We start from the raw sequence: 25,770 nt of genomic DNA, 5'->3' as shown, positions 1-25,770 counted from the left end.
GCGGCGCCGCACAGCGGCTGACGGGTCGTCGGGGGCGGTTTCGTAGACTGCGGGGCATGCGCAGCAGGGAGTACGGGCCGGATCTGACCCCGCCGTGGAAGCGGCAGCAGCCCGCGCCGGAAGTGGCGGCGGAGCGGGATCTGGTGGTGGAGGAGGCCGCGACCGGGTTCTGCGGGGCGGTGGTGCGGTGCGAGCGGACCGCGGAGGGGTTCACCGTCACCCTGGAGGACCGGTTCGGCAAGCACCGGGTGTTTCCGCTGGTGCCGCGCGGGTTCCTGCTGGAGGGGCGGGTGGTGACGCTGGTCCGGCCGACCGGTCCGGCTGCGCAGCGCGGGCCGGGGCGGACGGCGTCCGGGTCGGTCGCGGTGCCGGGTGCGCGCGCCCGGGTGGCCCGCGAGTCGCGGATCTACGTTGAGGGCCGCCACGACGCCGAACTGGTCGAGCGGGTCTGGGGCGACGACCTGCGGATCGAGGGCGTGGTGGTCGAGTACCTGGAGGGCGTGGACGACCTGCCCGCGATCGTCGCCGAGTTCGCCCCGGGTCCGGGCCGCCGGCTGGGGGTGCTGGTCGACCACCTGCTGCCGGGCACCAAGGAGCACCGGATCGCCGGCCGGGTGACCGGCGACCACGTGCTGGTCGTCGGCCACCCGTACGTCGACGTCTGGCAGGCCGTCAAACCGGCCGGCCTCGGCTTCGCGGCGTGGCCCGAGGTGCCGCGCGGCGAGGTGTGGAAGGAGGGCGTCTGCCGCCGTCTCGGCTGGCCGGTGGACACCCCCGCCGCCTGGAAGCGGATCCTCGCCTCGGTCGACGGCTGGAAGGACCTGGAACCCGAACTGCTCGGCCGGGTCGAGGAGCTGATCGACTTCGTCACTCAGCCCGGCAGCGCCTGACGGCCGCTCAGGACGACGTCGCGGACGGCAGGACGGTCGGGGTCGGGGTCGCGTTCGGCGGGGCGGACGGGTCGGCGGTGTTCCGCGCGAAGATCCGCGGCGCGGGCACGCAGGCGGGCACGGCCTCCACCACGACGGCGCGGAAGGTGGTCACCACCCCGCCGCCGATCCGGGTCCGGCCCGCCGTCAGCAGCACCGTCGACCCGGGCGGGACGAGCTTGGGGTCGATCCGCACCATGCCCGGGCCGTCGCCGGGCCGCACCCGGTCGGGCTGGGCGCGGGTGCCGTTCGGCTCCGGCAGTGTGCACTCCTCGGGCGTCCTGGCCTCCTCCAGGCCGGCTGCCCGCACGCCGTACCGCTGCAGGGTGGCGACCATGTCGGACAGCGCCGCCGGATCGCGCAGCTGCAGCGCGATGGTGCCGTCGGACTCCTGGGTGACGGCGTACGCGGCGTTCCCGCCGTGCTCGACGCCCAGCACCGCGGGCAGCACCAGCGCGGTGACGACGGCCGCCGCACCGACCGCGACGGCGGCCGTCAGCGGGCGGCGGCGCAGCACGCTCGGGCGCCCGGCGGGAGACGTGGCGGCGCCGCGTTCGGCGGCGAGGGCGAGCAGTTCCTCGCCGAGCTTCTGCTCGAAGTTGCTGGTGGACGGCGTGCGGCGGGTGCTGTTCACGGGGACACCTCGATCATCGGGTCGGCGGGGGTGCTCCGGCGGGGCATCAGCAGGGCGGTGCCGGGACGGGGCAGGTCCTTGCGGGCGGGCTGCCGTTCGGCGCCCAGCCGGCGGCGGGCCCGGTGCATGCGCACCCGGACGGTGGCCTGCGAGATGCCCAGCACCTGCGCGGTCTCGGCGGTGCTCAGACCGTCCATGACGACCAGGTCGAGGACCTCCCGCAGCGGGGCGCTGAGGCCCGCGTGCCGCTGCGCGAGGTCGCGGACGGCGCGCTGGGCGTCGATCCGCTCCTCCAGGGCGAGGATGTCCTCCTCGTCGAGCAGCCGGCGGCCGGACAGCCGGCCGATCGCCCGGCGCTCGCGGTGGTCGCCGCGCCGGTGCCCCGCGATGACGTACCGGGCGATGCCGTACAGCCAGCCGATCGCGGTGCCGCGCTCGGGCCGGTAACTGCCGGCGGCCTCCAGCGCGGCGACGAAGATGTCCGCGGTGAGGTCGGCCGCCAGGTGCGGATCGCTGACCCGGCGGGTGACGAAGTCGAGTATGGCGTTGACGTGTTGGCGGTAGAACACGCCGAAGCCGTCCGGAGTGGTCAGCTCCGGTGGACGGTCCTCGGGGCGCGCCTCGTGGCGAGGGTGCTCACGGATGCGCATGCGTCCCTCCTCGGTCGGGGGAACCCGGTGGGTCCCTTCACCGAGTACTTGGCCGCAGCCCCGCGGAGCGTTTCACGCCGGTCCGGTCCGCCGGTCGCCACGTTGACGCCCGACCGGCTCGTCCCGTCCCCTCCCCGACCCGCGTTCCGTCCCGACCGGCGGCCCGGCTCAGTCGACCAGGTCGCGCACCACCGCGTCGGCCAGCAGCCGCCCGCGCAGGGTCAGCGCGGCCCGGCCGAGGGCGTACGGGCCGGGCTCCAGCAGGCCGTCGGCGAGGGCCCGGTCGGCGGCCTTGCGGCCGGTGTCGGTGAGCAGGTCGAGCGGGCAGCCCTCGATCAGCCGCAGCTCCAGCAGGATCCGCTCGACCCGGCGGTCCTCGCCGGCCAGCACCTCGCGGCCGAGCGCGGGCGTGCGGCCCTCGGCGAGCGCCTGCGCGTACGCGGCCGGGTGCTTGGCGTTCCACCAGCGGACCCCGCCGATGTGGCTGTGCGCGCCCGGGCCGGCGCCCCACCAGTCGGCGCCCGTCCAGTACAGCTCGTTGTGGCGGCAGCGGCCCTCCGGCGTGGTGGCCCAGTTGGAGACCTCGTACCAGGAGTACCCGGCGGCGGCGAGCGCCTGCTCGGCCATCAGGTAGCGGTCGGCGTGCACGTCGTCGTCGATCATCGGCAGCTCGCCGCGCCGGACCCGGGCGGCCAGCCGGGTGCCGTCCTCGACGATCAGCGAGTACGCGGAGACGTGGTCGGGGCGGGCGCCGATCGCGGCGTCCAGCGAGGCCTGCCAGTCCTGGTCGGACTCGCCGGGGGTGCCGTAGATCAGGTCCAGGTTGACGTGCTCGAAGCCGGCCGCGCGGGCCTCGGCGACGCACGCCTCCGGGCGGCCCGGGGTGTGGTGGCGGTCCAGGATCTTGAGCACGTGCGGGCGGGCGCTCTGCATGCCGAAGGAGATCCGGTTGTAGCCGCCCTCGCGCAGTTCGGCCAGGTAGGCCGGGTCCACCGACTCCGGGTTGGCCTCGGTGGTGACCTCCGCGCCCTCGGCCAGGCCGAACTCCTCGCGCAGCGCGGCCAGCATCCGCACCAGGTCGCGGGCGGGCAGCAGGGTGGGGGTGCCACCGCCGAGGAACACCGTCTGCACCGGCAGGTCCGTGTCGCCCAGCACCCGGCGGGCGAGGCGGATCTCGGCGATCACGTTGTCCGCGTAGGTGTCCTGCGAGGCGACCGTGCCCGAGGACCGCAGTTCGGTGGCGGTGTAGGTGTTGAAGTCGCAGTAGCCGCAGCGGCTGGCGCAGTACGGCACGTGGAGGTAGAAACCGAACGGCCGGGCGCCGAGTCCGTCCAGGGCGTGGGCGGGCAGCGAGCCGTCGGACGGCACCGGTTCGCCGTCGGGGAGTGCGGAGGGCATGTGCCCATTGTCCGGTACGGCCCGCGAAAGTCCGAAGGCCGTACCGGAACCGTGGGTGCTCAGGCCTCGTTGGCACCCGCGTACATCGCGGTCACCCGGTCGGCGTAGGTCTTCTCCACCACCGGGCGCTTGATCTTCAGGCTGGGGGTGAGTTCGCCGTGCTCGATGTCCAGGTCGCGCGGGAGCAGGGTGAACTTCTTGATCGTCTGCCAGCGCTGCAGCTCGCCGTTGAGGCGCTTCACGTAGCCGTCGATCAGCTCCACGGTGGCCGGGTCCGCCACCACCTCGGCGTACGACTTCCCGGCCATGCCGTGCTCGGCGGCCCACGGCATGATCACCGGCTCGTCCAGGCCGATCAGCGCGGTGCAGTAGTTGCGGCCGTTGCCGATCACCAGGATGTTGCTGACGAACGGGCAGATCGCCTTGAACTTGCCCTCGACCTCGCTCGGCGCGACGTACTTGCCGCCGGAGGTCTTGAACATGTCCTTCTTGCGGTCGGTGATCCGCAGGTAGCCGCCCGCGCCGAGCTCGCCGACGTCTCCGGTGTGGAACCAGCCGTCCGGCTCCAGCACCTCCGCGGTCTGCTCGGGCAGCTCGTGGTAGCCGCGCATGACGCCCGGGCCGCGCAGCAGGATCTCGCCGTCCTCGGCGATCCGCACCTCGGTGCCGGGCAGCGGGATGCCGACGGTGCCGACCCGGAAGTCCTCCGCCCGGTTCACGGTGGAACCGGCCGAGGTCTCGGTCAGGCCGTAGCCCTCCAGCACCGGGACGCCCGCGCCCTTGAAGAAGTAGCCGATCTCCGGGGCGAGCGCCGCGCTGCCGGACACCGCGCCGCGCAGCCGGCCGCCGAACGCCGCCCGGATCTTGGTGTACACCAGCTTGTCGGCCAGCGCGTGCTTCAGCCGCAGGCCCAGCGGGGCGCTCTCGTGGCCGTGCGCGACCATGTTGGCCTGGATGGTCTGCGCGTAGTCGCGGGCCACCTGCGCCGCCCACATGAAGATCTTGTACTTGACGCCGCCCTCGGCCCGGGCCTTGCCGGCGATGCCGTTGTAGACCTTCTCGAAGATCCGCGGCGCGGACGCCATCAGGGTCGGACGGATCACCGGCAGGTTGTGGATGATCCGGTCCACCCGGCCGTCCACCGCCATCACGTGGCCGGTGGCGATCTGGCCGGAGATCAACGTCTTGCCGAACACGTGCGACAGCGGCAGCCACATGAAGTGCACGTCGTCGGAGCGCAGCAGCCCGCTCGCCTCCTGCGCGACGCCCTCGTACGACCAGCAGTCGTGCACCAGGCGCACGCCCTTGGGACGGCCGGTGGTGCCGGAGGTGTAGATCAGGGTGGCCAGCTGCTCCTTGTCGAGCGAGTCGATCGCCTTGTCGACGGCGTCCGGGTTCTCGCCCAGGTACGCGGCGCCGCGCTGCTCCAGCTCGGCCAGCGTCAGCACGGTCAGGCCGTCGGCCGACGGCGCGTCCTCGCCCGCCGCGTCGAACAGGATCACGTACTCCAGCGCGGGCAGCTCGGCCTTCTGCTCGACGGCCTTGCGCAGCTGGCTCGCGTTCTCGGCGAACAGCGCGCGGCTGCCGGAGTTGGCCAGGATGAACGCCGTCTCGTCGGCGTTGGTGCTCGGGTAGACCGTGGTGGTGGCCGCGCCGGCGCACATGTTGCCCAGGTCGGCGATGATCCACTCGATCCGGGTGGCGGACGCGATCGCGACCCGGTCCTCGGCCCGGATGCCCAGCGCCATCAGGCCCGCCGCGACCGCGCGGATCCGCTCGCCGGCCTGGGCCCAGGTCAGCGACCGCCACTGCTCCGCGCCCGGCGCACTGTCCGCAGCCTGCTCGTCCACCGGGACCGGGTACCGGTAGGCCTCACCGTTCGGGGTGGCCTTTACCCTGCTGAGCAGAAGATGCGCCACAGAGGGCGGACGCCGCTCGATCATGGACTGCGCGGAACTCAACGAGGACCTCCGGGGGCGGGTGGACCGAGAGTGGGTGAGCGACGGCCGTGGGGGCGGCCGGCAACCGACTTAACCGGTGAGTAACAAGAGGGCAATCAGCAGCCTAGGGGGTGAAAAGCCGTTCCGTAAGGGGGTTACGTGAGCTGGCACACTCACGGGGCGGCAGTGCAGGCAGAGTGGACACCCGAAGTACAGGCCCGGTCCACGGGTGAAGCTTTTTCACAGGTACCCGAATTTGGGATGCGTGCGTCCCCCTCGCAGACGAGAGTGGCACGGTGCTTTTCAGACTTCTACGGGCCCACCTCGGCCCCTACTCCCGCGACGTGACAGTGCTGGTGCTCCTCCAGCTGGTCTCCACCATCGGCATGCTGTACCTGCCGACACTGAACGCCGACATCATCGACAGCGGCGTCCTCAAGGGCGACACCGGCTACATCCTGCGGGTCGGCGGCGTGATGGTCGGCGTCTCGCTCGCCCAGGCCGTCTGCTCGATCGGCGCGGTCTACTACGGCGCCCGCACCGCCATGGCCGTCGGACGCGACCTGCGCGCCGGGGTGTTCTCCCGGGTGCAGGAGTTCTCCGCCCGCGAGCTCAACCAGTTCGGTGCGCCCTCGCTGATCACCCGCACCACCAACGACGTCCAGCAGGTCCAGATGCTGGCGATGATGACCTTCACGCTGATGGTCGCCGCGCCGATCATGTGCGTCGGCGGCATCGTCATGGCGCTGAACCAGGACGTGCCGCTGTCCGGCCTGCTGCTGGCCGTGGTGCCCGCGCTGGGCGCCGTCGTCACCGTGCTGGTCGGCAAGATGCGGCCGCAGTTCCGCGGCATGCAGACCCGCATCGACTCGGTCAACCGGATCATGCGCGAGCAGATCACCGGCATCCGGGTCATCCGCGCCTTCGTCAAGGACGACCACGAGAAGCAGCGCTTCACCGGCGCCAACGGCGAACTCGCCGACTACTCGCTGCGCGTCGGCCGACTGATGTCGCTGATGTTCCCGATTGTCATGGGCGTGGTGAACATCTCCAGCGTCGCCGTGTTCTGGTTCGGCGCGCACCGCATCGACAGCGGCGGCATGCAGATCGGTGCGCTCACCGCTTTCCTCTCCTATCTGATGCAGATTCTGATGAGCGTCATGATGGCCACCTTCATGTTCATGATGGTGCCGCGCGCCGAGGTCTGCGCCGAGCGCATCCAGGAGGTCCTGAACACCTCCTCCAGCGTCGTCCCGCCGCTCTCCCCTGTCACCGAACTGCGCACCCACGGAACGCTGGAGCTGCGCGACGTCGACTTCCGCTACCCCGGCGCCGAGGTGCCCGTGCTGCGCGGCATCGACCTGACCGCCCGGCCCGGCGAGACCACCGCCGTCATCGGCTCCACCGGCTCCGGCAAGACCACCCTGCTCGGCCTCGTCCCCCGGCTCTTCGACGCCACCGGCGGCGAGGTGCTGGTCAACGGCGTGAACGTCCGGGAAATCGACCCGCAGAAGCTCTCCGAGGTCATCGGCCTCGTCCCGCAGAAGCCCTACCTGTTCTCCGGCACCGTCGCCTCCAACCTGCGCTACGGCAAGCCCGAGGCCACCGACGAGGAACTCTGGCACGCCCTGGAGATCGCCCAGGCCAAGGACTTCGTCGAGAAGTTCCCCGAGGGCCTGGACGCCCCGATCGCGCAGGGCGGCACCAACGTCTCCGGCGGCCAGCGCCAGCGCCTGGCGATCGCCCGGGCCCTGGTCCGCCAGCCCGAGATCTACCTGTTCGACGACTCCTTCTCGGCCCTCGACTACGCCACCGACGCCCGACTGCGCGCCGCGCTCGCGGGCGAGACCGGGGACGCCACCGTGGTGATCGTCGCCCAGCGCGTCTCCACCATCCGCGACGCCGACCGGATCATCGTCCTCGACGAGGGCGCCGTCGTCGGCACCGGTACCCACCAGGAGCTGATGGCCGACAACCCGACGTACCGGGAGATCGTGCTCTCCCAGCTCACCGAGCAGGAGGCGGCGGCGTGACCACCCCCGACAGCCCCGACGTGACCGACCCCGACGTCACCGTGCCCGACATCACCGTGCCCGCCGCGACCGGAGCCGCTGCGACCGGGCCCGCCACGGCCCCGTCTGCCGCGGGCGGATCCACCGCGACCGGTGTGACCGCTCCCGACCTGGCCAAGGCCGATACGGCCGGGTCGAAGGCCGGAAAGGCCGACCTCGGCAAGGCCGCCACCGAGGAGAGCGACAAGGAGCAGGACGCCGCCTCGACCTCGCAGGAGGCGGCAGCCCGCCGCGGTGGGCCCGGACCCGCGCGGTTCATGGGCGCCCAGGGCACCGAGAAGGCCAAGAACCTCGGCGGCTCCGCGAAGCGCCTGCTCGGCCTGCTCAAGCCGGAGCGCAGGCTGCTGTTCACCGTGCTCGGATTCGGCGTGCTCTCCGTCGGCTGCGCGGTGGTCGGCCCCCGGGTGCTCGGCAAGGCGACCGACCTGATCGTCGCCGGAGCCACCGGGCCGCGCTTCGCCGGAGCCCCGAGCAAGCAGGCCGTGCTCGACGGCCTGCGCGCCAGGGGCGAGGGCAGCATCGCCGACCTGCTCGCCTCGATCGATTTCACCCCCGGCCAGGGCATGGACTTCGGCGCCATCGGCACCATCCTCCTCTGGGTTCTGGGCATCTATCTGGCCGCCGTGGTGTTCGGTGTGGTCCAGGGCCGGCTGTCCGCGTTGGCGATCAACCGCGCGGTGTTCCGACTCCGCGAGGAGGTCGAGGCGAAGCTGGCCCGGCTGCCGCTCAGCTACTTCGACCGCCAGCCGCGCGGCGAGGTGCTGAGCCGGGTCACCAACGACATCGACAACATCAACCAGTCGATGCAGCAGACCATGGGCCAGGTCATCAACTCCCTGCTGACCATCGTCGGCGTGCTGGCGATGATGTTCTGGATCTCCCCGCTGCTGGCCCTGATAGCGCTGATCTCCGTCCCGGTCTCGGTGGTGGTCGCCGCCAAGGTCGGCAAGCGGGCCCAGCCTCAGTTCATCAAGCAGTGGGGCTCCACCGGCAAGCTGAACGCCCACATCGAGGAGATGTTCACCGGGCACAGCCTGGTGAAGGTCTTCGGCCGCCAGAAGGAGGCCAGGGAACTCTTCCAGCAGGAGAACCAGGCACTCTACGAAGCCTCCTTCCGTGCGCAGTTCATCTCGGGCATCATCCAGCCCGCGATGATGCTGGTCGGCAACATCAACTACGTGCTGGTCGCGGTGGTCGGTGGCCTGCGGGTGGCCAGCGGCGCGCTGTCCATCGGTGACGTCCAGGCGTTCATCCAGTACTCCCGTCAGTTCAGCCAGCCGCTCAGCCAGGTCGCCTCGATGGCCAACCTGGTGCAGTCCGGTGTCGCCTCGGCCGAGCGGGTCTTCGAGCTGCTCGACGCCGACGAGCAGTCCCCCGAGCCGCAGCACCCGCAGCGCCCCGCCGAGGTGCACGGCCGCGTCGCCTTCGAGGACGTCGCCTTCCGCTACGACCCGGAGAAGCCGCTCATCGAGGACCTGTCGCTGAAGGTCGAACCCGGCCACACCGTGGCCATCGTCGGACCGACCGGCGCCGGCAAGACCACCATGGTCAACCTCCTGATGCGTTTCTACGAGGTGAGCAGCGGCCGGATCACCCTCGACGGCGTGGACATCGCTGCGATGTCCCGCGAGGAGCTGCGTTCCGGCATCGGCATGGTGCTCCAGGACACCTGGCTGTTCGGCGGCACCATCGCCGAGAACATCGCCTACGGCGCCGAATCCGCCACCCGCGAGCAGGTGATCGCGGCGGCGAAGGCCGCGCACGTGGACCGTTTCGTGCGCACCCTCCCCGACGGCTACGACACCGTCCTGGACGACGAGGGCACCGGCGTCAGCGCGGGCGAGAAGCAGCTGATCACCATCGCCCGGGCCTTCCTCGCCCAGCCCTCGATCCTGGTGCTGGACGAGGCGACCAGCTCCGTCGACACCCGCACCGAGGTGCTGATCCAGCGGGCGATGGCGGAGCTGCGCACCGGCCGCACCTCCTTCGTGATCGCCCACCGTCTCTCCACCATCCGGGATGCCGACGTGATCCTGGTGATGGAGAACGGTTCGATCGTGGAGCAGGGCAACCACGACGAGCTGATCGCTGCCGACGGCGCCTACGCCCGGCTGTACCAGGCGCAGTTCGCTCAGGCGGTGGCCGAGGTCGACTGACACAGCGTCAGCGCGCTACCCGGCCTACCGGCTCGACCGGTCCGCCGCCCTGGGGGAGGTCCGCACCGCGGGCCTCCCCCTCGCGTATCGCGGCGAGGGCGAGAGCCGGGACGGGGGCGGCGGGGACGGCGGGGACGGCGGTGGCGGTGACAGTGGGAGCGGCCAGGGTTGCCGCAGCCGGGGCAGCCGGGGCGGATGCCGTCGAGGTGGTGGCGGTCGGGCTGGTGGAAGCGCTGCCCGAGGCGGCGACCACGGTGGTGGCGGGTCGACCCGCCGACCGCTGGCCGAGCAGGGTGGAGCCGAGGGCGAGGGCCATGCCCAGCAGCTGCACCGCGTTGAGGGACTGGCCGAGGGCGGCCCAGCCGATCACTGCCGCCGACACCGGGCTGAGCAGGCCCAGGAAGGCGACCGACGTGGCGGGCAGGCGACCGATGCCACGGAACCAGACCCAGTACGCCAGCGCGGTGTTGGCCACCGCGAGGTAGCCGTACCCGAGCAGGTTGGTGCCGCTGAGCGCCGGCGGGGCGCCCTCGACCAGGGCGGCGACCGGGAGCAGCAGCAGACCACCGGCGGTGAGCTGCCAGCCCGTCAGAGCGAGCGGGCCGACACCCTCCGGGCGGCCCCAGCGCTTGGTGAGCACCGTGCCGGCGGCCATCGCCCCGGCTCCGGCGAGGCCGGCCAACACACCGATGGCGTCCAGCCGGGCGGTGGCGCGCAGCACCACCAGGGCCACGCCGAACACGCCGACAGTGCCGGCCAGCAGGGCCCGCCGCCCGAACCGCTCCCCCAGCAGCGGCACGGCCAGCCCGGCGGCCAGCAGCGGCTGTATCGCGCCGAGGACGGCGGCCACTCCGCCGGGCAGGCGGTAGGCGGCGACGAAGAGCAGGGCGAAGAAGACGCCGATGTTGAGCGCGCCCAGCACCGCCGAGCGCCACCACCAGGAGCCGCTGGGCAGTCGGCGGGTGACGGCCAGCAGCACCAGGCCGGCGGGCAGGGCGCGCAGAGTCGCAGTGAGCAACGGCCGGTCTGCGGGGAGCAGTTCGGTCGTCACGGCATAGGTGGAGCCCCACGCGAGCGGGGCGAGCGCGGTGAGAGCTACGGTTCGCATGGGAGATAGCTTAGCGCCAAGCTACTTGCTGTCGAGTCAATTAACGAAAGAAATCTCGGCGCTCACCCACTCACTCCCGAGCAGCCCTGTGCCAGACTGGCTGAATGGACCGAGTGGACCTTCGCAGCACTGCGCACGACCCCGTGGACGCGATCGCCGACCAGTGGCGGCACGAGCGCCCCGACCTCGCCGACCGGACGGAGGCCATGGCCGCGTTCGGCCGGGTGCACCGGGTCTCCCGCGCGGTCAGCGACCTGATGGAGCAGGCGTACGCGCCGTTCGGCATCGGCAACGGCGAGTTCGACGTGCTGGCCACGCTGCGCCGCTCCGGGGAGCCGTTCTCGCTGTCGCCGCGCGAGCTGACCGCCACCCTGATGCTCACCACCGGCGGGATGACCGGCCGGCTGGACAAGCTGGAGCGGGCCGGCCTGGTCACCCGCTCCCCCGACCCGAACGACCGGCGCGGCCTGCGGATCACCCTCACCGACCTCGGCCGGGAGACGGTCGACCGGGCGGTGGCGGCGGGCACCGCCGTCCAGCAGCGGATCCTCGACCGGCTGGGCGAGCAGCGACTGTCCGAGCTGAACACGCTGCTCCGGGATCTGCTGCACAGCGTGGAGAGCACCTCGCGTCCGGCGCCGTCCCGCTTCTGACGGTCCCGGCAGCCGCGCGGCCGTCGACGGTCGCGCGGCTGCCGCGCCCCTGACGCCGGATCAGCGCCCCGTGCTGCTCCGGCGGTTCGGCGCGCTACCGTTGGCGAATGCCCGATCCGACCGCGGTCGACTCCGCGCCGTCCGCCCCCGTGGACGCCTTCCAGGCCGAGCGCCGCTACCTGGCCGCGGTGGCCTACCGCCTGCTGGGCTCGGTCGCCGACGCCGAGGACGTGCTGCAGGAGGCCTGGCTGCGCTGGCAGTCGGCCGACCGCTCGGACATCGCCGAGCCGCGCGCCTACCTGACCACGGTGGTGACCAGGCTCTGCTACGACCAGTTGGGTTCGGCCCGGGCCCGTCGGGAGGCGTACTTCGGCGAGTGGCTGCCGGAGCCGTTGCTGAACGCCGAGGACTCCCCCGCCGAGCTGGCCGAGGTCGGCGAGGCGGTGTCGGTGGCGATGCTGGCGGTGATGGAGCAGCTGAGCCCGGCGGAGCGGGCGGCGTTCGTGCTGCACGACGTGTTCGCGGTGGGCTTCGAGGAGATCGCCTCGGCGCTGGACCGCTCGCCCGAGGCCACCCGCCAGCTCGCCTCGCGGGCCCGCCGCCGGGTGCGGGACGGCGGCCGGCGCAGCACCGTCGACCCGGCCGAGCACCGCCAGGTCGTGACGGCGTTCATCGCCGCGGCGACCGGCGGCGATCTGATGACGCTGATGGAGGTGCTCGACCCCGAGGTGGTCTGGCACGCCGACGGTGGCGGCATCGTCAGCGCGGGCCGCCGCCCGCTGCTCGGCGCGATCCACGTCGGCCGGCTGGTGCGCAAGCTGTCCGAGCGCTCGCTGGATGCCCAGCGCCCGCTGGTGCCGATGCTGGTCAACGGCGAGCTGGGCGCGGTCTGGTACGCCGAACCAGGCGTGGTCGGCGGCGTACTGGCGTTCACCGTCGCGGACGGCCGGATCACCTCCGCGTACGCGATGGTCAACCCGGAGAAGCTCGCCCACCTCTCGGCGGCGTGACGCAGCTCACGGTCACACTCCTGCGGGCCGCTCCGTCCCCCTTCCGTACCGCCACCTGGCGGGGTCCGTGAAGGAGGACGAGATGACCGGCAAGCACATCGTGGTGATCGGCGCGGGCTACGCGGGACTGTCCGCCGCCGCAGGGATCGGCCGCGGGCCGAACCAGGTCACCCTGATCGCCCCGGAGCAGCGCTTCGCGCACCGGGTGCGCCAGCACGAGATCGCCGTCGGCCGCCGGGTCTCCCAGCCCGAGGTCTCCCACGTACTGCGCGGCCGCAAGGTCACCCACCTGGCCACTCGGGTCGTCGAACTCGACCTGGCCGGGCGGAAGGTGGTCACCGAGGACGGCAATCGGATCGCCTACGACACCCTGGTCTACGCGCTCGGCAGCCGGGTCGCCTGGAGCGGCGTGCCCGGCGCCGCCGAGCACGCGTACTCGGCGGAGAACGCCGAGGAACTGCACCGCCGGATCACCGGCGCGCCGGCGCCCGGAACGATCGCGGTGGTCGGCGGCGGCGCGACCGGCATCGAACTGGCCGCCGAACTCGCCGAGGCGCACCCCGACTGGCAGGTCCGGCTGGTGGCGTCCGGCCCGGTCGGCGGCTGGCTGTCGCAGCGCGGCCGGGCGCACGTCCTGTCGGTGCTCGGCCGACTCGGCGTCCGGGTGGACGAAGCGCACCAGGTCACCGCCGTCACCGCGGCCGGACTGGAGACCGTGGCCGGCCCGGTCCCCGCCGACGTGGTGGTGTGGGCCGGCTCGCTGGAGCCGCACCCGCTGGCCGCCGAATCCGGCCTGGCCGTCACCGACCGCGGCCAGGCCGTGGTGGACGACCGCCTGCGTTCGGTGTCGCACCCCGACGTGTACGTGGCCGGGGACGCCGCCTCCGTCGATCTGCCCGGCGTCGGACACCTGCGGATGGCCTGCGCCACCGCCCAGCCGCAGGGCCGCTACCTGGGCAAGCTGCTCACCGGACGCACCGACAAGCCGTTCGCGTTCCGCTACCTCACCCAGTGCCTGAGCCTGGGCCGCGGCGAGGCGCTGGTTCAGCTGATCAACGGCGACGACTCGATGAAGCCCCGGGTGGTGACCGGGGCGGCCGGGCGGCTGGTCAAGTCGGTCATCGTCAACGTCCTGCCGCTGTCCCTGCGCTGACCGTCCGTCCTGATCGGCGAGTCACCCCGACGGCATCGACGTCGACGGCATCAGGGTGGCCGACGGCGCCGAGTCGGCGTCGGGAAACGGCGACGGGCCGGGGCCCCCTGTGCGGGGACCCCGGCCCGTGTGGCCGACCGTAGGAGCTACTTCTTCTCCTTCGGCGGCTCCGCGTCCGTCGACAGCGCGGCGATGAAGGCCTCCTGCGGGACCTCCACCCGGCCGACCATCTTCATCCGCTTCTTGCCTTCCTTCTGCTTCTCCAGCAGCTTGCGCTTACGCGAGATGTCACCGCCGTAGCACTTGGCGAGAACGTCCTTGCGGATCGCGCGGACCGTCTCACGGGCGATAACCCGGGAACCGATCGCGGCCTGGATCGGCACCTCGAACTGCTGGCGCGGGATCAGCTTCTGCAGCTTGCCGGCCATCATCACGCCGTAGTTGTAGGCCTTGTCCTTGTGCACGATCGCGGAGAACGCGTCCACCGCGTCGCCGTGCAGCAGGATGTCGACCTTGACGAGGTTGGCGGACTGCTCGCCGATGGGCTCGTAGTCCAGCGAGGCGTAGCCGCGGGTCTTGGACTTCAGCTGGTCGAAGAAGTCGAAGACGATCTCGGCCAGCGGCAGGGTGTAGCGCAGCTCCACCCGGTCCTCGGAGAGGTAGTCCATGCCCTGCAGGTTGCCTCGGCGGGACTGGCAGAGCTCCATGATCGCGCCGACGAACTCGTTGGGCGCCAGGATGGTGCCGCGCACGACCGGCTCGTACACCTCGGCGATCTTGCCGGTGGGGAACTCGCTCGGGTTGGTGACGGTGTGCTCGGTGCCGTCCTCCATGATCACCCGGTAGATCACGTTCGGGGCGGTGGAGATCAGGTCGAGGTTGAACTCGCGCTCCAGTCGCTCCCGGATGATCTCCAGGTGCAGCAGGCCGAGGAAGCCGCAGCGGTAGCCGAAGCCGAGGGCGACCGAGGTCTCCGGCTCGTAGGCCAGTGCGGCGTCGTTCAGGCGCAGCTTGTCGAGGGCGTCGCGGAGCAGCGGGTAGTCCGAGCCGTCCAGCGGGTACAGGCCGGAGAACACCATCGGGCGCGGGTCCTTGTAGCCGCCGAGCGCCTCGGTGGCGCCCTTGTGCTGCGAGGTGATGGTGTCACCGACCTTGGACTGCCGGACGTCCTTCACACCGGTGATGATGTAGCCCACCTCGCCGACGCCGAGGCCGTCGGCGACCTTCGGCTCCGGCGAGATGACGCCGATCTCCAGCAGCTCGTGGGTCGCGCCGGTGGACATCATGGCGATCCGCTCACGCTTGGTGAGCTGGCCGTCGACCACTCGCACGTAGGTGACCACGCCGCGGTAGGCGTCGTACACCGAGTCGAAGATCATCGCGCGGGCCGGGGCGTCCTTGACGCCGACCGGGGCCGGGATCTTCTCGACCACGTGGTCGAGCAGGTCCTCGACACCGAGGCCGGTCTTCGCGGAGACCTTCAGCACGTCGTTCGGGTCGCAGCCGATGATGTGCGCGATCTCCGCCGCGTACTTCTCGGGCTGGGCGGCCGGCAGGTCGATCTTGTTGAGCACCGGGATGATGGTGAGGTCGTTCTCCAGCGCCAGGTACAGGTTGGCGAGGGTCTGCGCCTCGATGCCCTGGGCCGCGTCGACCACCAGGACGGTTCCCTCGCAGGCTGCGAGAGAGCGGGACACCTCGTACGTGAAGTCCACGTGGCCGGGGGTGTCGATCATGTTGAGGATGTGCGTCCTGCCCGCGTTCTCACCGGTCCGCGGCGCCCACGGAAGGCGGACTGCCTGCGACTTGATGGTGATGCCGCGCTCGCGCTCGATGTCCATCCGGTCGAGGTACTGGGCGCGCATCTGCCGGGGGTCCACCACGCCGGTGATCTGCAGCATCCGGTCGGCGAGCGTCGACTTGCCGTGGTCGATGTGGGCGATGATGCAGAAGTTGCGAATCACCGCCGGGTCAGTACGGCTGGGCTCTGGCACGTTGCTGGGGGTCGCGGGCACCTTGGTCCGATTTCTGATCCGATCAATATGGTTCCGCCCATCCTCCCATGCCCGAGGCCCGACCGGTCTTTCCGCCCGGGCGGGCATCCGGCAGGATCCCCACATGATCTTGGAAAGCGCCCTGCTCGACGTCCGCCCCGGCCAGGAGGACGACTTCCTCGCCGCCTTCGCCGAGGCCCGGCCGCTGATCGCCGCCCAGCGGGGTTTCCGCTCCCTCGGGCTGCGCCGCTGCCTGGACGAGGGCAGCACCTCGCGCTTCCTGCTGCAGGTCGAGTGGGAGACCCTGGAGGACCACACCGAGGGCTTCCGCCGCTCCCCCGAGTACGGGCGCTGGCGCGAGCTGCTGCACCACTACTACGACCCGTTCCCGACGGTCGAGCACTACGGCGAACCGCTGATCTCCGTCTGACGGACTCCGGCCGCCCGTGACCGGGCCGGTCCGGTTTGGGCGGTGCGGGGCGGCCCTGGTAGCGTGGGCCGCTGCACTCCGCCCTCGGCATGCCCTCTCAGCAGGCCCAACGGCGGGCGGTGCAACCCGTTGAACTGCCGATTCACACAGACTGAGGCTCTTTCGTGGCGAACATCAAGTCCCAGATCAAGCGCAACAAGACCAACGAGAAGGCGCGCCTGCGCAACAAGGCCGTCAAGTCCTCGCTGAAGACCGCTCTGCGCAAGGCCCGCGAGGCCGCTGCCGCCGGTGAGAACGAGAAGGCCACCGAGCTGGCTCGCGCCGCCTCCAAGGCTCTCGACAAGGCCGTCAGCAAGGGCATCATCCACAAGAACCAGGCCGCCAACAAGAAGTCGGCGATCACCAAGCGCGTCAACACCGCTGCCTGATCCTGGTCCTTCCCGTACGGCCCGGCCGTACGACTCGGTGCTCCGGCACCACCTAGGACGGCGTGAATCAGCGGCCCTCTACCCGCCACCGCCGACCGTCCGCTCCCGGGAATCCGGCCCTCTACCCGGATTTCCGATGAGCTGCACGACCCGTACCGCACGCGGCCTGCGTTCGCCACGCGGGTGCGGTACCCGATGAACCACCGGAAGTCCCCGCTCAGGGCACTTCCTCCGACTGCCCGCCCGGTCTCCACCGGGCGGGCAGTTCGCGTTTCCGGCCCCGAACGACGACTGCCCTCGGCGGCTGGGGCGCTCAACCACCGTGACAGGAAAGGGCATCGGCGCGAACGGTGCGGCGGGGTAGGGTGCAGGGTGCCTGACACTGCCCGTGCGTGACCAACTACTCGGGGGAACGATGTCGACTCCGCCGCCGCATCAGCTCCAGGGCCACCGCTCCACCAGCAGCTTCTCGCGCAGCACCCGCACCTCCTCGACGACCGGCGTCAGGGCGGGCACGGTCACCACCATCGGCCCGGACGGGCCTTCCGTCGACGGCGGCAGCCCCGACGGAACGGGCCCGGGCGCCCCTCGCCGGAGCCGTTCCGGGCACGGGCTGTGGTGGGGCATCGGCGGCGCCCTGGCCGCTTCGGTGGTGTGGGCGGCAACCGTCCTGACGGTCCCCTCGCTGATCAACGGCGATTCGACGTCGGGCTCCCCGAGCGTGGCCGGCTACCGGGTGGTCGACGACCTGTGCACCACGGCCCGCCTGACCACCTTCGGCCAGCTGTATCCCGCTCCGTCGGGCAGCCCCTACCACTACACGACGCGCCACCGGGCACTGGACGAGATGTACTGCAGCCAGTACCGCAAGAAGGTCGGCGGCGACCAGGACCTCTACACCCTCTACCTGCAGGTACAGCTCCACCACGAGGTGGACCCGCGCCCGGAGTTCGACGCGCAGCGCGACGGGCTGGCCCAACGCCGCTACCTGATCAGCACGGTGCCCGGCCTCGGCGACGCGGCCTACGTCGGCTACCTCGACGACCCCGACCGAAGCAGCCCGGGCCGGCACTACCTCACCCAAGTCCTGTACGTCCGTCAGGGCGGCATGACCTGCTACACCAGTTGGTCCGCGTCCTACCAGGACGGCAGGGGCACCGCCCCCGACCGCGACCAGGTCCGCACCGCGCTGCTGTCCGACACCCGCGAACTCCTGCGCACCCTCGGCGGATCCGCCTGACCGAATCCGGGGACCTGACGGGGCCTCCCCCGGCATCCCCGGAGGGAGCTGCTTCGGCAGCGCCGTCGGGGTGGCTCAGTAGGGGCGCGAGCCGGCCCGAGAGGCGCGGGCCACGGCGACCACGGCACGCTCCAGGGCGTACGCGGGATCGTCGGAGCCGCCCTTGACGGCCGCGTCGGCCTCGGCGACAGCGGTGAGGGCGGCAGCCACGCCGTCGCCCGTCCAGCCGCGCATCTGCTGGCGGACCCGGTCCACCTTCCAGGGCGGCATGCCCAGTTCGCGGGCCAGGTCCGCGGGACGCAGATTGCGGCCGGCGCTGGCGAGACGGCCGATGCTGCGGACCCCGGAGGCCAGCGCATACGTGATGCCCGTGGGCGGCTGGCCGACGGCCAGTGCCCAGCGCAGCCGCTCCAGCGCCTCGGCGGCCCGGCCGGTGACGGCGAGGTCCGCCACCTCGAAGCCGGTCGCCTCGGCCCGTCCGCTGTAGTACTTCGCGACCGCGGTCTCGTCGATCGGACCCTCGATGTCGGCCGTCAACTGGCTGCAGGCGGCCGCCAGTTCGCGCAGGTCGCTGCCCAGCGAGTCGAGCAGCGCCTGGCACGCCTCCGGGCTGGCGGCCCGGCCCAGGGTGCGGAACTCGTTGCGGATGAACGCCAGCTTCTCGCTCGCCTTGGTGAGCTTGGCGCACAGGACCTCCCGCGCGCCCGCCTTCTTCGCCGCGTCCAGCAGGCCCTTGCCCTTGGCGCCGCCCGCGTGCACCAGCACCATGATCACTTCTTCGACCGGCGACTCCAGGTACGCCTTGACCTCCTTGACCGCGTCGGCCGCGAGGTCCTGCGCGGCCCGAACCACGATCACCTTCCGCTCCGCGAAGAGCGAGGGGGTGGTGAGTTCGGCCAACTGCCCGGCCTGCAGCGCCCCCGGCGCGAGGTCGCGTACGTCCGTCTCCGGATCCGCCGCCCTCGCCGCCGCCACCACCTCGGCGACCGCACGGTCCAGCAGCAGCTCCTCCTGGCCGACCGCAACGGTCAGCGGGGCGAGCAGGTCGTCGGGTGCACTCTTCCTGGCCATCGCCTACCAGGATCGCACGCCGTGCCGACAGGCCTGCTCCGGCGCGTCCCCGCAGCTCTCCGCCAGCACCGTCCGCCAGCCCGGCACGACGGGACGGAACATGGGTCGGGGCCGCCGCCGCACCGCCTGGCGGGCTGGGGAGAATGATGCCGTGATCAAGAACAATGACCGTCAATTGCTCGTCCTTCCTGAGCGCGACGCGGCGGATGAGATTGCCGAGGAGTTGAGTGCGCGCTGGCCCGACCTGGGCGAGGTGGAGGTGGTCCGGGACTCCCTCGCCGGCGAGGACGACGCCGAGGACGCCCAGTGGATCGTGGTCGTCGAGGCCCCCGAGGACGAGGGCTGGACGCCGCAGCTGCTGTCCGAACTCGACCGGCTCGTCGCCGAGCAGGACGGGTGGCGCGAGCAGGACTGACCTGCCCCACCATCGGCCCGCCGGGCTTGGCCTGGTTCCCGTCCGAGCGAGGCGCACCCACCTGCTCGGACGGGCGCTCTGTCTGCACCGCTCGGCCTCTCGGTTCAGGCCCCTTCCGCCATCGCCGACAGCCCGCCCGAGCTGCCCGGGCGTCAGCCGTGGGCGGAGCGCAGGTGGGATGCCACCGCCAGGGACGGCGCATCTCCCAGCACCGCGATGTCACCCACCCGGTCGGTGCGAACCACCGTCGCCCCCAGCGCCCTGAGCCCGCTCACCGTCTGGGGCGCCGGGTGCCCATACGGGTTGCCGATACCGCAGGAGATCAGGGCCAGCCTCGGGCGAAGCATGGCCATCAACGCCCAGTCCTGGTTCGCCGATCCGTGGTGCGCCACCTTCAGGACGTCCACCCGCCCCAACCTGGGAGGGCCGGGCCCGCCGTAGCGATCGACCGAGTCGGCGGCGTTCACTGTCGCAGCCCGGCCGTCGAGCGTCCGAACCGTACCGTGCACCGCTGTCGGCTCCGTGCCCGCAAGCGGGGGTGGAGCCCGCTCGTCGGGTCGGGGCGTCGGCGGCAGGCCCAGGGTGAGCAGGGCTGCCTGAGCCGGAGGTTCCAGATCGCCCAGCAGGGCTACCCGGATCGGGGCGGCGGGTGGGCCGAGGGTGGCGAGGATCGCGATGCTGGAGTTGTTGGGACCGGTCGCGTCCGGTGCCGGCGGCGACGTGGGCCACACCACCTGCCAGGCGAGTTGGGCCCCCGCCGTTCGGCGCTCGCCCCGCTCGGCCCGCAGCACCGGGACTCGGCCGTCGGCTGCCCAGCGCAGCACCCTGCTCCGTTCGCCTTCCGGCTCGTTCGAGGCAGTCACCTCGATCGCACCGACCTCCCGGCCGCGCAGCACCCCGGGAATGCCCTCCGCATGGTCGGCGTGGAAGTGCGTGAGGATCAGGACCGGCACTCTGGTCACCCCGAGTTCCCGCAGGCAGGCATCGGCTGACTTGGGGTCGGGCCCGGCATCCACCACCACCGCGCTGCCGGGCTCGACCGGCAGGACAGTCATGTCACCCTGGCCGATGTCGCACATCGCCAACCGCCAGCCCCGGACCGGCCACCCGGTCGCCAGCCGGCTGACGACGGGTGGACGCAGCAGGACGATCGGCAACAGAACGGTGACCGCAATCACGGACCACACCCTGGGGCGCCGACGTCCGGACCGCCGCCGCCCGCCCAGCAGTGGCGGCAGCGCCCAGGCCAGCGCGACGATGACCACCACCAGCAGTGCCGAGCCGAACATGCCGCCAGGCCAGGCGAGTTCGGCACCGGGAAGCTCGGCGCCCCGGCGCGCCACGACGGCCAGCCATCCGACGGGCAACGCGGCAAGGTCCGCCAGGAACTCCGCCGCTCCTTTCGAGAGGGGCGCGACCGCGAGCGCACCGAAGCCGAGCAGCGTGGCGGGTGCGACCGCGATCTCAGCCAGCAGGTTGCACGGAACTCCGACCAGGCTGATCCGCGGTGCCAACAGGACAGTGACGGGAGAACAGAACGCCTGCGCCGCCGCGGTGGCACCGACCGCCGATGCGAGGTGGTGCGGCCAGCGGCGTGCACGCAGCGCGGCGGTCCATCTCGGGCCCAGGATCAGGAGCCCTGCCGTGGCGAGCGCGGAGAGCAGGAACCCGTAGGAGCGGGCCAGGTAGGGATCCACCAGGACCAGGATCAGCACGGCGCCGGCCAGTGTGGGCAAACCCCGTCTCGGTCTGCCGGTGGCGAGGGCCAGCAGTCCGATCAGGCCGGTGGCGGCCGCTCTGAGCACGCTCGGGTCTGGTCGGCAGATGGTGACGAAGGCCAGCGTCAGTCCTGTTCCGAGCAGTGCCGTCGTCCGGAAGGAGAGGCCGAGCAGCCCGGCCAGCCCGCCGCGCCCCGGCACGTCCGGGTCGGCGGGGGTGCCTCCGACCAGAACCGCCAGGATGATCGCCAGGTTGGCCCCGCTCACCGCCACCAGGTGCCCGAGGTCGGTGGACCGGAAGGCGTCCGCCAGGTCGTCCGGAAGCCTCGTCACATCGCCCACCACCAGTCCGGGGAGCAAGCCGCGAACGTCCGACGACAGGTGGTCGCAGGCATCGCGAAGCCCCCTGCGGAGCTGGGCGGCAAGGCGTTGCGGGAGACTGGGCTGCGCAAGGATCCTGGGCTGCCCTTGCGGGGCGAGCAGTGCCGCCGAGTCGGTCCGGGGCCGTGCGGCCGAGCCCGCCCCCGCAGAAGGGTTGACCGGTTGCTCCGGCAACACCTCTGCCTGCACTTCCAGTTGGGTGGAGGGGATCAATTGCTGCCACTGCTCCGCGTTCTGCGTGCGGATCAGTAGCGTGACGGGCGTTCTGGTCACGGTGGCGACCGCGCCTGCCTGCTCGACGCCGGCTGCTGGGCGGACGCGGGTGACGAGGGCGGAGACGGTGAGGGTCGGCTGAGAGAGGGCGCTGCCCCGGGTGTGCGATCCGTGCAGCTTGGGGTCGCCGGTGATGGTCGCTTCAACGGTGACCTCCGGCTTGGCTGTTCGTCCGTCTCCGGAGAGGGATCGTGACGTCGGCCCGTCTCCGGAGTCGGACCGAGCGGGCTGCCCATCCGCGTAGGGGGCCAGCTCCGGGCTGCCCGGGGAGTCCGGCTCTCCCCGGGCAGATGTCGGCGTTGGATGCGCCAGGGCGGGCAGCGGGCCCCGGTGCAGGTCGGCGGTGTGGAGGACGGTCGTGGTCGCCGCCGCTGCTGCGGTGAGCAGGACGGCGGCTGCAAGTCGGTGGATCGAGCGATGAGGTCCCTTCGAGGTGAGGAGGCCGAAGGCCGTCGCGCCGCCCACCAGAGCGCTCAGGAGCAGCGCCGGGCGGTGTCGGGTGTCCAGGTCGAGGACGACGGCAGTGACCAGCCACGCGGTGATGGCCGGGAGGAGAAGCCGGTAGTCGGTTCGGTCGGGGGCGGCGGAGGGCAGGGCCGGCATCGGGCATCTCCTCTCGGCGTGTTCGTTGGTCGACTTGTTGATTTGGCGGCTTGCGGCACGACGGCACGGCCGTGCCGCGTTAACCGGACAGCTGGTGGGCGAGTAGTGGGTGGCGGCGGGTCAGGCCCGGACAGAGCAGCGCGCGAGCGACTGAGCCTCCTCAGCGGGTAGGGGGTGGGGAGCCGCTCAGGTTGGGGGCTAGAGCATCGGACAGCCTCCTTGCGGGAGACGGGCGGTGGGGATCACAGCGTGAGCAGTGGCTTGAGGTCCTCGTACTTTCGGGGGCCGATGCCGGGGACGTGACGAAGTTGGTCGAGGGACTGAAAGGGGCCGTGCGTCAGGCGGTACTGGAGGATGCGCTGGGCCAGGGCGGGCCCGACACCCGGTAGCGAGTCGAGTTGTTCGGCGCTGGAGTGGTTGAGGCTGACTGGTCCGGCGGGAGCGGCAGGTACTCCGCCGATGACGTTTTCGGCACCTACGAGGATCTGCTCTCCATCAGTGAGTGGACGGGCGAGATTCAGAGGGCTGGTGTCCGTCCCGGGGATCGGGCCGCCGGCGGCGGTCAGGGCATCGGCGACCCGTGAACCTGCGGGGAGGGTTCGTAGGCCGGGGTGCTGGACCTTGCCGGCGATGTCGATGACCAGGGACGGCCGGGCTGAATGGTGAGTGGGTGCTCCTTCGGTGGCGAGGTCGGTGGTGGAATCGGCGATGGAAATGGCGGGAACGGCAACAGGGTGTGGCCGTCCGAACCAGAAGTGCTGCGCGGCGTAGCCGATGGCGAGAACGAGCAGGACAGCGAGGCCGAGAACGGCGCGGCGGTCGAGGGCAAAGGCTGCGGGGAGGCGGAACCGCAGGGGAAGTCGTGGCTGGTCGGTTTGGTGGGACACGGCTGTAGGTTCGGGAGCTGACGGGGTGTCGGGCCGGGGCGGGTCCGAATACGACTGGAGGTCGGCCCAGTCGTCCAGCAGGGAATCGGGATCGGCAAGCGTTGACGAGTCGATGTCGGACACCGCGGGCGGATCTCGCTCCGGGACCGCACCATGCCGAATCGCAGGCTGTCCGGTGGCCCGGTCGGTGGAGCGCGGGGCAGCCGTGCCGGCCGAGCGCGCGGCCACCCCGTACATCGCCAGGACGCGCGGCGACGACAGTGCGTACGGCGGATCGGGAGCGGCTGTCGCACGTGCCGCTGCCAGCTCAGGCTCTGGAGCAGCGCTGATCGCCTCATGGTCCGCAGACGCCGACGACTCGCCACTGCCCACTTCTGCGGCCCTCACGGGCTCCGGAGCCCGGGACACCGACTCGGTCGTTGAATCGGTGGTCGGGTTGAGGTCGGTGGGCAGGGCGGGCGGGAAAAGCAGGCCGAGGCGGGCTCTGGCAGTGGCGACGGTCTGACGACGGCGGGCTTGGGGTGTGGTGATGGTCCTCATGGCGAGGACAGTAGGGCCGACCTGGCACCCGGTCAGAGAATTGGCCCGCCCCTGTGGACAACCCGGGCCTGTGGATAACTCTCGTCGCTCGGACGAGTGAGTTTGGCGTCGCTCAGCACGGGGACGCGACGACCGGTGCCACGACGACCGCCAGCAGGCCGGGGCCGACGTGCGCACCGATGACAGCACCGACTTCACTGACGTAGAGCTCGTTGATTGCCGGCACCCGCTCCCGCAGCCGCTCGGCCAACGCCTCGGCCCGCTGCTCCGCGACCAGGTGGTGGACGGTGATGTCCACCGACTGTGCCCCGGCGTGCTCGACAGCGATCTCCTCGAGCCGGGCAATGGCGCGGGAAGCGGTGCGTACCTTCTCCAGCGGCTCGATCCGACCACCGGCGAGGTGAAGCAGGGGCTTCACGGCCAGCGCAGAGCCGACCAGCGCCTGGGCGGTTCCGATCCGGCCTCCGCGCCGCAGGTGTTCCAAGGTGTCGACGTAGAAGAAACCGTTGGTGACTTCGGCCCGCCGCTCGGCAGCGGAGACCACCCGATCCAGGTCCGCTTCAGTGCTGTCGCCGTCCACCTCGACGCCCACATCACCGGCCGGCTCCGCGGCCCGAGCGGCATCGAGGGCATCGGCGAGCTCGGCGGCGGCCAGCACGCAGCTTCCCAGCGCCATGCCGACCAGCCGACTGTCGACCACCCTGACCGGAATCGGTGCCGTGGCGGCCGCCAGCTGGGCCGCCTCCGCGGTGCCGGACAGTTCGGCGGACAGGTGGATGGAGACGATTCCCCTGGCGCCGGCCTCGGCGGCGGCCCGATAGGCGGCCGTGAACGTCTCGGGGCTGGGCCGGGAGGTGGTCACCCGGTGTTTGGCGCGCAGGGCCTCGGCGACATCCTTCGGGGAGATCTCGACGCCTTCCGCGAAGACTTCGTCACCGACCGCGACGCTGAGCGGTACCACCTGGATGCGGTGCCGGTCCACCGCTTCTTGGGGCAGATACGCGGTGGAATCCGTGACAAGTGCGAGGTGGCCGAGCATGAGGCGGAGGTTACCCTCCGCAGAGCCAGGATGACAGTGCCCGTCCTGTGGCGGTTTGACCTCCACAACGGCGGGTAACTTTCACGCCACGGAACGCAACCACTCCGTGACGCGGGGTTACGGGCGGTTGGGTCCGGCCGGGTTCGGCTTGCGCAGGCGGTCGGCGAGGCGGGAGAGCGGCTCGGCAGCCAGCCCGAGCAACTCCTCGGCACTGCTCTGGCGTCCGGTGCCGATTCCCTTCCGACGGTCGGCGGGGCCATCGGCGGAAGCGGCGGCGCTCCGGGCATCGGCGGTAGACGCAGGGCCGGCGGCGAATTCGGAGCCGCGGTCGGCGGCAGGCTCGGCAGGAGTCCAGTGCCGCAGCGCTCCGGCCTCGTCCCGACACTCCTGGCTGAGGCGGGCGAGCTCGTCGTCGGCGAAGCGGCGCATTCGGTCCTGGGCAGCCCAGCGCAGGGAGTCCGCGGAGTGCGTGATCCGCTCGGTGCGTTCGCGCAGTTCGGGGAGCTTGGCGGCGACGCGGCTGTTCATCGGCTCGCGTTCCAGTAGGCGCAGTTCGGTGTCGAGTTCGGCTGCGTGCGAGTCGAGGCGGGCGAGGAGCTGGAGCGCGTCACCGAGCTGACCGTCCTGCGGGAGGCCGCCCTGCAGCACCTGGCGGGTCGAATCCAGCGCGGTACGCAGGGACAGGCGAAGGCCGGCGATCCGGCCCTGGTCGCCGGGCTTGGTGATGGTCTTCGCCCGGAGGGTGGCGTTCTCCACCGCCCGCTGGGCATTGGAGCTGTGCCGCTCGACCTTGGCGGCCACGGCCTTCGCCGCCTTGACCGTCCCGACCACCGCCATCACCAGCAGCGTCACTCCGAGCAGCGCGACCAGCGCTACGACGACACCGAGCGCTTCCATCGGGAGCCCACCTCCGCCCGTGACCGGCGGCGGCCCGCCGAATGCGGCCCGCCTGTCCACCGGTCTCCACCGTAGCTCGGCCCGGCAGCGGGCAGCAGACGTTCAACCGCCTGGAGAGCGGAGATCAGGGACAGCTCAGGGATGTCCCCCA

21 protein-coding genes are annotated in these 25,770 nt (G+C 71.7%); 10 read left to right on the top strand and 11 right to left on the bottom strand.

Going from position 1 to position 25,770, the window contains the following annotated elements; genetic code table 11:
* The first annotated feature begins 56 nt into the window (after positions 1 to 56).
* On the top strand, positions 57 to 890 hold the full coding sequence (locus CG736_RS09350) for a DUF3097 domain-containing protein (protein WP_100585721.1): 834 nt from the start codon (positions 57 to 59) through the stop codon (positions 888 to 890).
* Positions 891 to 897: 7 nt separating this feature from the next.
* Here CG736_RS09350 and CG736_RS09345 read toward each other — a convergent pair whose 3' ends face one another.
* The 4 genes from CG736_RS09345 to CG736_RS09330 form a co-directional block, all read right to left on the bottom strand.
* On the bottom strand, positions 898 to 1,563 hold the full coding sequence (locus tag CG736_RS09345) for a hypothetical protein (protein ID WP_100585720.1): 666 nt from the start codon (positions 1,561 to 1,563) through the stop codon (positions 898 to 900).
* The gene (locus CG736_RS09340; RefSeq protein ID WP_100585719.1) at positions 1,560 to 2,213 is read right to left on the bottom strand and encodes an RNA polymerase sigma factor; all 654 of its coding nucleotides are present in this window, start codon (positions 2,211 to 2,213) and stop codon (positions 1,560 to 1,562) included. Before CG736_RS09340 ends, CG736_RS09345 begins: the two co-directional genes overlap by 4 nt.
* 168 nt (positions 2,214 to 2,381) lie before the next feature.
* Complete coding sequence (gene hemW / locus CG736_RS09335; protein WP_100585718.1) at positions 2,382 to 3,611, bottom strand: radical SAM family heme chaperone HemW; 1,230 nt, start codon at positions 3,609 to 3,611, stop codon at positions 2,382 to 2,384.
* A gap of 59 nt (positions 3,612 to 3,670) precedes the next feature.
* Entirely contained in the window at positions 3,671 to 5,572 is a 1,902-nt protein-coding gene (locus CG736_RS09330) for a long-chain fatty acid--CoA ligase (protein ID WP_100585717.1), read from the bottom strand.
* Between the two features lie 275 nt (positions 5,573 to 5,847).
* Between CG736_RS09330 and CG736_RS09325 the strand changes: the two genes are divergently transcribed.
* Both CG736_RS09325 and CG736_RS09320 read left to right on the top strand, forming a co-directional pair.
* A complete protein-coding gene (locus CG736_RS09325) occupies positions 5,848 to 7,584 on the top strand; it encodes an ABC transporter ATP-binding protein (protein ID WP_100585716.1) in 1,737 nt (578 codons plus the stop codon).
* A 296-nt stretch (positions 7,585 to 7,880) separates the two neighbouring features.
* Entirely contained in the window at positions 7,881 to 9,779 is a 1,899-nt protein-coding gene (locus CG736_RS09320) for an ABC transporter ATP-binding protein (RefSeq protein ID WP_100586008.1), read from the top strand.
* Between the two features lie 7 nt (positions 9,780 to 9,786).
* Here CG736_RS09320 and CG736_RS09315 read toward each other — a convergent pair whose 3' ends face one another.
* Complete coding sequence (locus tag CG736_RS09315; protein ID WP_100585715.1) at positions 9,787 to 10,887, bottom strand: EamA family transporter; 1,101 nt, start codon at positions 10,885 to 10,887, stop codon at positions 9,787 to 9,789.
* Positions 10,888 to 10,991: 104 nt separating this feature from the next.
* On the opposite strand from CG736_RS09315, the gene CG736_RS09310 reads away from it, so the two are divergent.
* The 3 genes from CG736_RS09310 (at position 10,992) to CG736_RS09300 (ending at position 13,703) form a co-directional block, all read left to right on the top strand.
* On the top strand, positions 10,992 to 11,540 hold the full coding sequence (locus tag CG736_RS09310) for a MarR family winged helix-turn-helix transcriptional regulator (protein ID WP_100585714.1): 549 nt from the start codon (positions 10,992 to 10,994) through the stop codon (positions 11,538 to 11,540).
* A 107-nt stretch (positions 11,541 to 11,647) separates the two neighbouring features.
* Entirely contained in the window at positions 11,648 to 12,550 is a 903-nt protein-coding gene (gene sigJ / locus CG736_RS09305) for an RNA polymerase sigma factor SigJ (RefSeq protein WP_100585713.1), read from the top strand.
* 82 nt (positions 12,551 to 12,632) lie between these two features.
* Positions 12,633 to 13,703 (top strand): NAD(P)/FAD-dependent oxidoreductase, encoded by a 1,071-nt coding sequence (locus CG736_RS09300; protein ID WP_232733896.1) that lies wholly within the window; start codon positions 12,633 to 12,635, stop codon positions 13,701 to 13,703.
* A gap of 146 nt (positions 13,704 to 13,849) precedes the next feature.
* On the opposite strand, the gene lepA is transcribed toward CG736_RS09300, so the two are convergent.
* Positions 13,850 to 15,718, bottom strand: coding sequence for a translation elongation factor 4 (gene lepA / locus CG736_RS09295; protein WP_100585712.1), 1,869 nt, complete (start codon positions 15,716 to 15,718; stop codon positions 13,850 to 13,852).
* 103 nt (positions 15,719 to 15,821) lie between these two features.
* Between lepA and CG736_RS09290 the strand changes: the two genes are divergently transcribed.
* From CG736_RS09290 to CG736_RS09280, 3 genes are all read left to right on the top strand, one after another.
* Positions 15,822 to 16,127 (top strand): antibiotic biosynthesis monooxygenase, encoded by a 306-nt coding sequence (locus CG736_RS09290; RefSeq protein WP_100585711.1) that lies wholly within the window; start codon positions 15,822 to 15,824, stop codon positions 16,125 to 16,127.
* A gap of 164 nt (positions 16,128 to 16,291) precedes the next feature.
* Positions 16,292 to 16,555 carry a 30S ribosomal protein S20 gene (gene rpsT, locus CG736_RS09285; protein ID WP_100585710.1) on the top strand — a complete coding sequence of 88 codons (264 nt, stop codon included), beginning with the start codon at positions 16,292 to 16,294 and terminating at the stop codon, positions 16,553 to 16,555.
* A 415-nt stretch (positions 16,556 to 16,970) separates the two neighbouring features.
* Positions 16,971 to 17,795 (top strand): hypothetical protein, encoded by an 825-nt coding sequence (locus CG736_RS09280; RefSeq protein WP_157815490.1) that lies wholly within the window; start codon positions 16,971 to 16,973, stop codon positions 17,793 to 17,795.
* 75 nt (positions 17,796 to 17,870) lie between these two features.
* On the opposite strand, the gene holA is transcribed toward CG736_RS09280, so the two are convergent.
* Positions 17,871 to 18,866, bottom strand: a complete 996-nt coding sequence (gene holA / locus CG736_RS09275; protein ID WP_100585708.1) for a DNA polymerase III subunit delta — start codon at positions 18,864 to 18,866, stop codon at positions 17,871 to 17,873.
* A gap of 151 nt (positions 18,867 to 19,017) precedes the next feature.
* On the opposite strand from holA, the gene CG736_RS09270 reads away from it, so the two are divergent.
* Complete coding sequence (locus CG736_RS09270; protein ID WP_100585707.1) at positions 19,018 to 19,281, top strand: hypothetical protein; 264 nt, start codon at positions 19,018 to 19,020, stop codon at positions 19,279 to 19,281.
* A gap of 152 nt (positions 19,282 to 19,433) precedes the next feature.
* On the opposite strand, the gene CG736_RS09265 is transcribed toward CG736_RS09270, so the two are convergent.
* From CG736_RS09265 to CG736_RS09250, 4 genes are all read right to left on the bottom strand, one after another.
* On the bottom strand, positions 19,434 to 22,256 hold the full coding sequence (locus CG736_RS09265) for a ComEC/Rec2 family competence protein (RefSeq protein ID WP_100585706.1): 2,823 nt from the start codon (positions 22,254 to 22,256) through the stop codon (positions 19,434 to 19,436).
* Between the two features lie 242 nt (positions 22,257 to 22,498).
* Positions 22,499 to 23,683, bottom strand: a complete 1,185-nt coding sequence (locus CG736_RS09260) for a ComEA family DNA-binding protein (RefSeq protein WP_232733895.1) — start codon at positions 23,681 to 23,683, stop codon at positions 22,499 to 22,501.
* A gap of 112 nt (positions 23,684 to 23,795) precedes the next feature.
* Positions 23,796 to 24,722: a DegV family protein gene (locus CG736_RS09255; RefSeq protein WP_100585704.1), complete on the bottom strand. Its 927-nt coding sequence runs from the start codon at positions 24,720 to 24,722 to the stop codon at positions 23,796 to 23,798.
* Positions 24,723 to 24,839: 117 nt separating this feature from the next.
* A complete protein-coding gene (locus tag CG736_RS09250) occupies positions 24,840 to 25,619 on the bottom strand; it encodes a hypothetical protein (protein WP_100585703.1) in 780 nt (259 codons plus the stop codon).
* Positions 25,620 to 25,770: the final 151 nt, after the last annotated feature.

The sequence above is a fragment of the Kitasatospora sp. CB02891 genome, from assembly GCF_002803145.1.
GTDB lineage: Bacteria > Actinomycetota > Actinomycetes > Streptomycetales > Streptomycetaceae > Kitasatospora > Kitasatospora griseola.
Note: the sequence above shows the minus strand (reverse complement) of the source record. Positions and strands in the feature narration are given on the sequence as shown.

Bases quoted from the DNA above. Each gene is read 5' to 3' on its own strand.
- CG736_RS09350 (WP_100585721.1), top strand. From the start codon at position 57: ATGCGCAGCAGGGAGTACGGGCCGGATCTGACCCCGCCGTGGAAGCGG.
- CG736_RS09340 (WP_100585719.1), bottom strand. From the start codon at position 2,213: ATGCGCATCCGTGAGCACCCTCGCCACGAGGCGCGCCCCGAGGACCGT.
- hemW (WP_100585718.1), bottom strand. From the start codon at position 3,611: ATGCCCTCCGCACTCCCCGACGGCGAACCGGTGCCGTCCGACGGCTCG.
- CG736_RS09320 (WP_100586008.1), top strand. From the start codon at position 7,881: ATGGGCGCCCAGGGCACCGAGAAGGCCAAGAACCTCGGCGGCTCCGCG.
- CG736_RS09315 (WP_100585715.1), bottom strand. From the start codon at position 10,887: ATGCGAACCGTAGCTCTCACCGCGCTCGCCCCGCTCGCGTGGGGCTCC.
- CG736_RS09310 (WP_100585714.1), top strand. From the start codon at position 10,992: ATGGACCGAGTGGACCTTCGCAGCACTGCGCACGACCCCGTGGACGCG.
- sigJ (WP_100585713.1), top strand. From the start codon at position 11,648: ATGCCCGATCCGACCGCGGTCGACTCCGCGCCGTCCGCCCCCGTGGAC.
- CG736_RS09300 (WP_232733896.1), top strand. From the start codon at position 12,633: ATGACCGGCAAGCACATCGTGGTGATCGGCGCGGGCTACGCGGGACTG.
- CG736_RS09290 (WP_100585711.1), top strand. From the start codon at position 15,822: ATGATCTTGGAAAGCGCCCTGCTCGACGTCCGCCCCGGCCAGGAGGAC.
- CG736_RS09280 (WP_157815490.1), top strand. From the start codon at position 16,971: ATGTCGACTCCGCCGCCGCATCAGCTCCAGGGCCACCGCTCCACCAGC.
- holA (WP_100585708.1), bottom strand. From the start codon at position 18,866: ATGGCCAGGAAGAGTGCACCCGACGACCTGCTCGCCCCGCTGACCGTT.
- CG736_RS09265 (WP_100585706.1), bottom strand. From the start codon at position 22,256: ATGCCGGCCCTGCCCTCCGCCGCCCCCGACCGAACCGACTACCGGCTT.
- CG736_RS09260 (WP_232733895.1), bottom strand. From the start codon at position 23,683: ATGAGGACCATCACCACACCCCAAGCCCGCCGTCGTCAGACCGTCGCC.
- CG736_RS09255 (WP_100585704.1), bottom strand. From the start codon at position 24,722: ATGCTCGGCCACCTCGCACTTGTCACGGATTCCACCGCGTATCTGCCC.
- CG736_RS09250 (WP_100585703.1), bottom strand. From the start codon at position 25,619: ATGGAAGCGCTCGGTGTCGTCGTAGCGCTGGTCGCGCTGCTCGGAGTG.